This window comes from Falsiroseomonas oryziterrae (assembly GCF_021864505.1).
GTDB classification, from domain to species: domain Bacteria; phylum Pseudomonadota; class Alphaproteobacteria; order Acetobacterales; family Acetobacteraceae; genus Falsiroseomonas; species Falsiroseomonas oryziterrae.
This window is the reverse complement of sequence record NZ_JAKJIB010000642.1, coordinates 1-875: the sequence shown is the minus strand read 5'-3', so window position 1 is coordinate 875 and position 875 is coordinate 1. Positions and strand designations below refer to the sequence as shown.

The window sequence follows — 875 nt, the reverse complement described above, 5'->3', positions numbered from 1 at the left end:
GCCGCCGCTCGGGGCCGCCCTCGACCGGGACGGGCAGGCGGGAGAGCGCGTTCATCCGCGGGTCCCCTGCTGCGCCGGGCGGCGCTGCGGCGCCTGCGCGGGCGTGGGCTCCGGCGCCGGGTGCTGGCGCAGCACGAGGCGGTCCGGCAGGCGCATGTCGATGGCGACCAGCGGGCGGTCCATCAGCGCGCTGCGCGCCTGCAACTCCGCCAGGCGATTGAGCGCCGGCGCTTCCTGGCCCTCGGGCAGCAGCACGTCGGCGCCGTTGTGGAGCCTGAGGTTCCAGCGCCTCTCGCCGACCCGCACCATCGCCTGGACGCGGCGCAGCACCTCGGGATGCGCCGCGAGCAGGTCGTAGAGCGGCGCCGCGGTGCGGTCCGCACCTGCGCCGACGATGAGCGGCAGCGGGCCGAAGGCGTCGAGCGTCTCGGTCGTGACGACCTTGCCTTCGCGGTCGATGATCGAGAAGCGGCCCTGATGCTGCCAGATGGCGAAGGGCGCGCGCTCCGTCAGCCGCACCAGGATCGTGCCCGGCAGGCGGCGCTCGACATGCGCGCTCTCGACCCAGGCGATGGTCTCCAGCCGCTCGCGCGCCTCGGTCGGCGAGAAGCTGAGGATCGGGTCGCCGCGCGACACGCCGACGGCCGCGCGGATCAGTTCCTGCGGCGTGTTGCGCCGCCCTTCCACGACCACCTCGCGCACCTCGAGCCCGGCGGCGTCGCCGAAGGCGGCCGCACGCTCGACCAGCGCCTGCACGCGGCCGGCCGGATCGGCAAGGTAGAGCCCGAGCGCGACGGCGCCCAGCGCGCCGAGGCCGAGCAGCCCGAGTGCCGCCGGCTTGGCCAGCCCGCGCCGGCGCTTCAGCCAGAGCCGCT

General features: G+C 76.1%; 1 protein-coding gene. It reads right to left on the bottom strand.

Annotated features, from left to right (window positions below; genetic code table 11):
• Positions 1 to 51 precede the first annotated feature (51 nt).
• A partial coding sequence (locus tag L2I40_RS23815; protein ID WP_237217820.1) for a cell division protein FtsQ/DivIB occupies positions 52 to 875 on the bottom strand: 824 nt, incomplete at its 5' end.